The sequence below is a fragment of the Halochromatium sp. genome (assembly GCF_054919635.1).
Map to the genome: position 1 here is coordinate 1 of NZ_JBUDPI010000203.1, position 6,858 is coordinate 6,858.

Annotated in this window: 7 protein-coding genes; all 7 read right to left on the bottom strand. The window is 65.5% G+C overall.

What is annotated here, in order from left to right:
* On the bottom strand, positions 1–1,121 hold a 1,121-nt coding region (gene bamB / locus ACY693_RS12410), incomplete at its 3' end, for an outer membrane protein assembly factor BamB (RefSeq protein WP_462322140.1).
* Positions 1,122–1,126: 5 nt separating this feature from the next.
* Positions 1,127–1,768, bottom strand: a complete 642-nt coding sequence (locus ACY693_RS12415) for a YfgM family protein (RefSeq protein ID WP_462322141.1) — start codon at positions 1,766–1,768, stop codon at positions 1,127–1,129.
* A 19-nt stretch (positions 1,769–1,787) separates the two neighbouring features.
* Complete coding sequence (gene hisS / locus ACY693_RS12420) at positions 1,788–3,098, bottom strand: histidine--tRNA ligase (protein ID WP_462322142.1); 1,311 nt, start codon at positions 3,096–3,098, stop codon at positions 1,788–1,790.
* A 10-nt stretch (positions 3,099–3,108) separates the two neighbouring features.
* Positions 3,109–4,437, bottom strand: coding sequence for a RodZ domain-containing protein (locus tag ACY693_RS12425; RefSeq protein ID WP_462322143.1), 1,329 nt, complete (start codon positions 4,435–4,437; stop codon positions 3,109–3,111).
* Positions 4,434–5,192, bottom strand: a complete 759-nt coding sequence (gene pilW, locus ACY693_RS12430) for a type IV pilus biogenesis/stability protein PilW (RefSeq protein WP_462322144.1) — start codon at positions 5,190–5,192, stop codon at positions 4,434–4,436. Before pilW ends, ACY693_RS12425 begins: the two co-directional genes overlap by 4 nt.
* 38 nt (positions 5,193–5,230) lie before the next feature.
* Positions 5,231–6,352 carry a dual-specificity RNA methyltransferase RlmN gene (rlmN, locus tag ACY693_RS12435; RefSeq protein ID WP_462322145.1) on the bottom strand — a complete coding sequence of 374 codons (1,122 nt, stop codon included), beginning with the start codon at positions 6,350–6,352 and terminating at the stop codon, positions 5,231–5,233.
* 14 nt (positions 6,353–6,366) lie between these two features.
* Positions 6,367–6,795, bottom strand: a complete 429-nt coding sequence (gene ndk, locus ACY693_RS12440; RefSeq protein WP_462322146.1) for a nucleoside-diphosphate kinase — start codon at positions 6,793–6,795, stop codon at positions 6,367–6,369.
* Positions 6,796–6,858 lie beyond the last annotated feature (63 nt).

The window sequence follows — 6,858 nt, forward strand, 5'->3', positions numbered from 1 at the left end:
GATGCGACCGCAGCCTTGCCGACTCGCTCGCGGCCGAGCAGGCGGCCGTCGCGACCTGAGACCCAGTGCAGATAGCCTTCCAGGTCACCCACCACCAGCGCATTGCCGACGACGACCGGTGCCGTCAGCTGCCGATAGCGCAGGGCGTCTTGGCGCCAGCGTCCGGCGCCGTCGGTGGGGTCGGCCGCCCACAGCTGGTCTTCGGAATCGGTGATATAGAGCGACTCTGGCGTTGCCGCCAAGCCGGCATGGGCAGAGAGCTCGCGTCGCCAGAGCACTGCGCCGCTGCCGATATCGACCGCGGCCAGATCCCCGTTGAAGCTGGCGACGAAGACTTGATTGCCGAGCACGACGGGGTCGGTGTCGATGTCGGCGATGCGCTCGAGTTCGGTCCGTCCGCTCGGTGGCGAGACCACGACCTCCCAGATCGGCACCCCCTGTTCTGGGTCCAGGTAGACCAGGCGCCCGCTGGAGAGGCCGACGATGATCCCGTCAGGGCCCGCCGCTGGCGTGCTACTCCCGCGCAGCGTCAGGATCGGTGCCTCATAGCCGAAGCGCCAGCGCTCGCTGCCGTCGCTGAGGTCGAGGCCGTAGACGCTGTCGTCGATGGTGTGGATGACGACCAGGTCGCCGATGATGCGGGGCACCGAGAGGATCTCGCTACCGAGCTGGGCACGCCAGCGCTGGCTGCCGTCTCGGGTCGAGAGGAGGAGGACCTCGCCGTTCGAGGCGCCGATGGCCAGCCGCTCGCCGTCGACGTCCGGACCGCCGCTGAAGGGAAGGCGGGTCTTGCGCTCCCAGAGCACGCGACCATCGGCCGCGTTCAACGCGCTAATGGTTCCACTATGGTCAGCGGCATAGATGCGATTGCCAGCGATGGCGGGACGCAGGCTGAGTGCACGTCCTTCGTTACCCTTGCCGATGCGGGTCGTCCAGACAGTCCGGGCCTGAACCTCCTGCGGTGCCGTCTTGGCGAGCTCGGTGGGTGGATTCGGGTCCTTCTCGCGACCGAGGCCCATCCAGCCAAGGCCCAGACTGCCGCAGCCTTGCAGCAGCAAGGCGCTTGCGAGGGATAGCAGTAGTGCACGGCGCGGGAGCCAAGCGAGTCGATGCGTGTTCATGATGATCAAGAGGTCGGAGCAGGCTCAGCCGGCAGATCTTGGAGCTTGAGCTCGATCAGCCGGGAGAGGCCGGCATTGCCGGCGAGGGCCTCTGCGTAGGCTGCTCGCGCATCGTCGATATGGCCGCGGGCCAGTGCGATATCGCCGCGTAGGCCGGCGAAATCCGCACTGAAGGCGCCGCCGTCGTCGTGTAGCTCGACCACCGCCATCGCTTCGTCGTAGGCATCACTGGCGATCAGGACGCGTGCCAGGCGAAACGCGGCCAGCGTGGCCAAGCTTGGCTCGGGGGCCTTGTCCAGGGCCGAGCGTAAGGCCTCAGCCGCACCGGCAAGGTTATTCTGCTCGACCCGCACCTTGGCCAGCGCGAGATCCGCTAGAGCCGCGTAAGGCGTGCCTGCGTGCTCATCGGCCAAGGCCTCAGCCTGCTTCTCGGCCGATTCGTGCTGCCCGGCGCTCGCCGCCATCAGCAGTTGCTCGAAGGCGAGTGAGGCGTTCTGGCCGACCTGCTCCTGATGATTGACCCAGGCGCGCCAGCCAAACACGGCGACCAGGCCGATGACGATGCCGGCGATGACCGCGGTGCCGTTCTCTTTCCACCATTTCTTGATTGCTTCGACCTTTTCGTCGTCTGTGGTCAGCTCAGCCATGGGTGTCCTCGGTCGGTATTCAGAGAAAATCGGGGAGTCGATCGGCTAGGGCGTCAAGGGCGACGCTGGTTTGCTCGGTCTTGCTCTGCTCGCTCTTGGCCGGCCCGGTGTTGGTCGGGTCGTCGCTGGCGGGGGCACGCAGCGGCTTGATGCCGATGCGCTGCTGAGCCAGCTCGTCGTCGCCGAGTACCAGTGCGACCTTGGCGCCGCTGCGATCGGCGCGTTTGAACTGGCTCTTGAAGCTGCCCCCGCCGCAGTGGCAGAGCAAGCGTAGCTCGGGCAGGGCGTCGCGGATCTGCTCGGCGATCGGCATTGCGGCCGCATTGGCCTGCTCACCGACCGCGATTAGGTAGGCGTCGATGCTTGGCGGTGGCTCGGTTTCACTCAATTCGAGCAGCCGCTCGAGCCCGAGGGCGAAACCGACCGCCGGCGTCGCGCGGCCGCCGAGCTGCTCGACAAGGCCATCGTAGCGCCCACCGGCGCAGACCGTGCCCTGGGCGCCAAGTGCATCGGTGATCCATTCGAAGACGGTGCGGTTGTAGTAGTCGAGACCACGCACCAGCCTGGGGTTGATCTCATAGGCCAGGCCGGCGCGCTCGAGCCCAGCGCAGAGGGCCTCGAAGTGCGCGCGTGAGTCGCTGCCGAGGGCATCGATCAGGCTCGGGGCTTGGGCGATGATCTCAGCAAGATCGGGATTCTTCGAGTCGAGGACGCGCAGCGGATTGGTCTCGAGACGCCGGCGACTGTCATCATCGAGCTGCGCTTCATGCTGGCGCAGGTACGCGACGAGCTGCTGACGATAGGCGGCGCGCTCGGCGCTGTCGCCCAGGCTGTTGAGCTCGAGCCGCAGGTCGGTCAAGCCGAGCGCCTCCCAGAGCCGGCGCGTGAGTAGGATCACCTCAAGGTCGATATCGGGGCCTGTGAGTCCGAAGACCTCGACGCCGATCTGGTGGAACTGACGATAACGCCCGCGCTGCGGACGCTCGCGGCGGAACATCGGGCCGCGATACCAGATGCGGCGCGGCTGATCGAGCAGGCTGTGCTCGATGGCCGCGCGAACGCAGCTCGCGGTGCCCTCGGGCCGCAGGCTGAGCTGGTCGCCGCCGCGGTCCTCGAAGCTGTACATCTCCTTCTCGACAATGTCGGTGACCTCGCCGATCGAGCGTTTAAACAGCTCGCTCTGTTCCACCAGCGGCGTGCGCATCTCTGTGTATCCGTAGCGCTCGAGCAGGGCGCGCGCGCGATCCTCGAGCTGTTGCCAGCGCGCGCTGTCGTCTGGGAGCAGGTCATGCATCCCGCGGATTGCCCGCAGGGGGGTCTGCCTTGTCATCGTGTCTATCCTAGTCGTTCGCTTCGACCGCCGTATCAGGGCTCGGATTGGCGGATTCAGCATCGAATTCCGCAGGATCGAGCTGGAAACGTGCCACGTTGCCGCGGGCGACCGCGTCGAGATCGTAAGCTTGGCCAGCGACCGTCAGCTCGGCAGCGGCGGCATTGCCGATCACGAGCGAGTAAGGGGGCTCGCCGCCGAGTATTTCTCGATCGCCCCGGCTCATCTCGCCGAACAGGAGTACCTCTCCGGTGCTGTCGCGGATATCAACCCAGCAGGTGCCGGTGAAGCTGAGCTCGACGGGCTTGCTGGAGGACTCGCTGCTCTCGGTCCCGGTTTCTGTGCCGTTGTCCGCTGTGGTGTCGGCCGCTAGCTCTAAAATGGTCGGAGTTTCTGTGGTCCCCGCATCCTCGGCGGCGTTGTCTGCTGAGGGGGTTGCCGTCGTTGTGAGGGCTGGGCGCTCGTCATCAGGGCTTGCAGGTGTCGGCAGCGCAGCGACAGCTGGGGCTTGAGTGGGGCCTCGGGCGGCACTGCCGGCGGAGCGATCCGTTAAGATGTCGTCATCTGCATCGACCGTTGCGTCGGTTGGGGCGTCGGTGGCCCGGATGGACCTCGAGGCAGGTCCTTGATCGCCCCGCTCGGCGATCACGACATCGGCGCTAGATTCTGTCGGTGGTGGGCTGGCGGTGCGTAAATCGCTGGCTTCCATCGATGGGGCGTCGATTTCGGTCTCGAGTGCTGTTGCAGCCTCGGTCTCGGCACTCGATGCTTGCGCCGGCCGCTCCGGCGCTCGAGCGTCAAACGCAGAAGAGGGTGCTGGCGATCCTGCTGTGCGGTTCTGATCTGCATCTGGTGGGGCGCCTGCTTGTTCGGCAGCGCTTTGGCCCGGGCGTGAGACCCACCAGCCATAACCACCTGCCACCAGCGCTAGCACAACCAGCACCGCGATCAGGTACACGGCCAGACCACCAGCCTCGTGATCGCTGTCTGCAGCCTCGGTGCGGGCGACATGGCGTGGTGGCGGCTCGGCGTCTGGATGCCGGCGACGAAAGCGCTGGTTCAAAGGCTCGGGATCGAGTCCGACGAGCCTGGCATAGCTGCGGATGTAGCCAGAGACGAAGACGGCGCTGGGCAAACGCGCGTAATCGTCTTGCTCGAGAGCCTCCACGACCTGGGGTGCAATACGCAGGGAGGTAGCGAGCTGGGAGATGTCGAGTCCGCGTGCCTCACGCGCCCGCCGAAGCTGTTGTCCTGGCGAGTCCGCTGACGACGCGCTCGAGTCACCAGCAGGGGTGAGCTCGTCAAGGGTGAGGGCGTCTGCCTTGTCGGCCGTAGTCACAGTTCGATTACCTCAGGAGACTGGGGATAGCGGTTGCGCAGGGCGTTCTCGAGGGTGCGAGCGAGCTTTAGATTGCCGAGCTGACGCTCGATCCGCGCCGCTAACAAGAGCGCTTCCGGGGTGGTTGTACCGGTACGAGAATAACGCGTCATCAAGGAACGTGCGCTCTGATAATCGCCGCGCTGATAAGCAAGCTTGGCTAGCTCGAGAAGCGCGGGCGCGAAATTGGGGTTAAGCTCCAGGGCTTGCTGCAGATAGCGCTCGAAATCACCGCGCCGGCCAGCGCGCAACGAGCAATCCCCGGCGTTCATCAGAGCGACCTCGCGGCCCTGGTAAAGCGGGTCTGCAAGCGCTGCTTGGATCTCGTGAAGGCCAGCATCATGCCGGCCCTCAGCACAGAGCATGGCGCCCCAGGCATTGCGATAATCTGGGTTTCGTGGGGCACGCTTGACGGCCCCCGCAAACCCCTGCTGCGCCCTCTCGCGATCGCCGAGACGCTCATAGACGATCGCGAGGATATAGTGGGCGCGCGCACTCCTGGGGTCCGCGGCTACCGCCTGCTTGGCGCGCCCAAGCGCGGTGTCGAGCTGGCCCCGTTGGATATATTCCGTGGCGAGATCGACATAGAGGTCGGCCGGGCTCTCGCCCTCAGGGACCTCGTTAGACTTCTTGAAGCCACTCGCGCATCCTGCGAGTGACAATGCCAGTGTTAGCGAGCCCAGAGCAACGATAAGCGCCGATCGACGGTGATTCATCGGTTGCATCTGGTGGCGGCATCCGAGGTCAGGCTGCATCAGGGATGAATGCTGACGGGAAGCTCGACGCCAGCGGGACGGCCGACTAGGCTGCGTCTGAGCCGGCGGTTCTGGACCTGACCGATGAGCTGACCGCAGGCTGCAGCGATCTCATCGCCGCGGGTCTTGCGCGTGGTGGCGACCAGCCCGGAGCGTTTGAGCCGTTGCCGGAAGGTCTCGATGCGCTCAGGGTCGCTGGTCTCGAAGCCGCTGTCGGGAAAGGGGTTGAACGGGATCAGGTTGACCTTGGAAGGCGTGCCCTCGAGCAGACGGATCAGTGCCTTCGCATGCCGGTCGCTGTCGTTGACATCCTTGAGCATCACGTACTCCCAGGTGATGCGCCGACGCGGCTCGCCGCGCAGGTAGGCCTTGCAGGCCGGGATCAGCTGTTCGAGCGGATACTTGCGGTTGATCGGGACGATCTCGTCGCGTAATACATTGTCCGGGGCATGCAGCGAAACGGCCAATGAGACATCGCTGACCTCGGCAAGCCGGTAGATGTTGGGCACGATGCCGGAGGTCGAGAGCGTGACTCGGGTCTTGGCCAGCATGTAGGCGAAATCGTCCTGCATGATCGCCATGGCCTTGACCACGGCATCGAAGTTTGCGAGCGGCTCGCCCATGCCCATCATCACGATGTTGGTCGGTGGCTTGCCGAGCGCGCGCGTGGCATGCCAGACCTGGCCGATGATCTCACCGGTGCTCAGGTTGCGACTGAAGCCCTGGCGAGCCGTCGCGCAGAAGCGGCAGTCGAGCGCGCAGCCCACCTGTGATGAGACACAGAGCGTACTGCGGCCCTCCTCAGGGATATAGACGGTTTCGACCCGCTGACCATCATGCAGGTCGAGCAGCCATTTGATGGTGCCGTCGGCGGAGGGCTTCTCGACCGCGACGCGCGGCAGGTCGATCTGGGTCTCGGCGGCCAAGCGCTCACGCAGGGCCTTGGAGAGGTCGGTCATGGCCTCGAGGTCGGAAACGCCGTGCTTGTGCAGCCAACGAAACAGGTTGCGGCCGTGAAAGGGCTTAAAGCCCCAGCCAGCCGTCAGCGCCTCGAAGCCCGGACGGTCGAGATCGAGCAGTGGGACCCGCGCCTGCGGGCTCGTGCTGACAGCGGCTTGCATCAGTCGGGCTCGTCTCAGCGGGTGCGCTTGCAGATGCCATCCGGGAAGAAGAAGCCGATCTCGCGCTCGGCGGTCTCTGGGGCATCGGAGCCGTGCACGGCGTTCTCGGTGAAGGAGTCGGCGAAGTCGGCGCGAATGGTGCCAGGTGCGGCGTTGGCGGGGTTGGTGGCGCCCATCAGCTCGCGGTTCTTGGCGATGGCGTCTTCGCCCTGCAGGGCCATGACGACAACAGGACCGGAGGTCATGAAGCCGACCAATTCGTCGAAAAAGCCCTTGCCCTGGTGCTCGGCGTAGAAGGCGCTGGCCTGCTCTAGGCTCATGTGCAGCATGCGGGCAGCAACGATCTGCAGTCCTGCTTGCTCGAAGCGGCTACAGATGGCACCGATAGCGTTCTTGGCGACGGCATTGGGCTTGATGATGGAGAGCGTGAGCTGCTCGGCCATGGGGACTCCTAAACGGGTTGTCCGATGCGCAGGAGCGGCGCTGAAGCCGGTCAAGGCGTCGGG

Bases quoted from the DNA above. Each gene is read 5' to 3' on its own strand.
- pilW (WP_462322144.1), bottom strand. From the start codon at position 5,192: ATGAATCACCGTCGATCGGCGCTTATCGTTGCTCTGGGCTCGCTAACA.
- rlmN (WP_462322145.1), bottom strand. From the start codon at position 6,352: ATGCAAGCCGCTGTCAGCACGAGCCCGCAGGCGCGGGTCCCACTGCTC.
- ndk (WP_462322146.1), bottom strand. From the start codon at position 6,795: ATGGCCGAGCAGCTCACGCTCTCCATCATCAAGCCCAATGCCGTCGCC.
- ACY693_RS12415 (WP_462322141.1), bottom strand. From the start codon at position 1,768: ATGGCTGAGCTGACCACAGACGACGAAAAGGTCGAAGCAATCAAGAAA.
- hisS (WP_462322142.1), bottom strand. From the start codon at position 3,098: ATGACAAGGCAGACCCCCCTGCGGGCAATCCGCGGGATGCATGACCTG.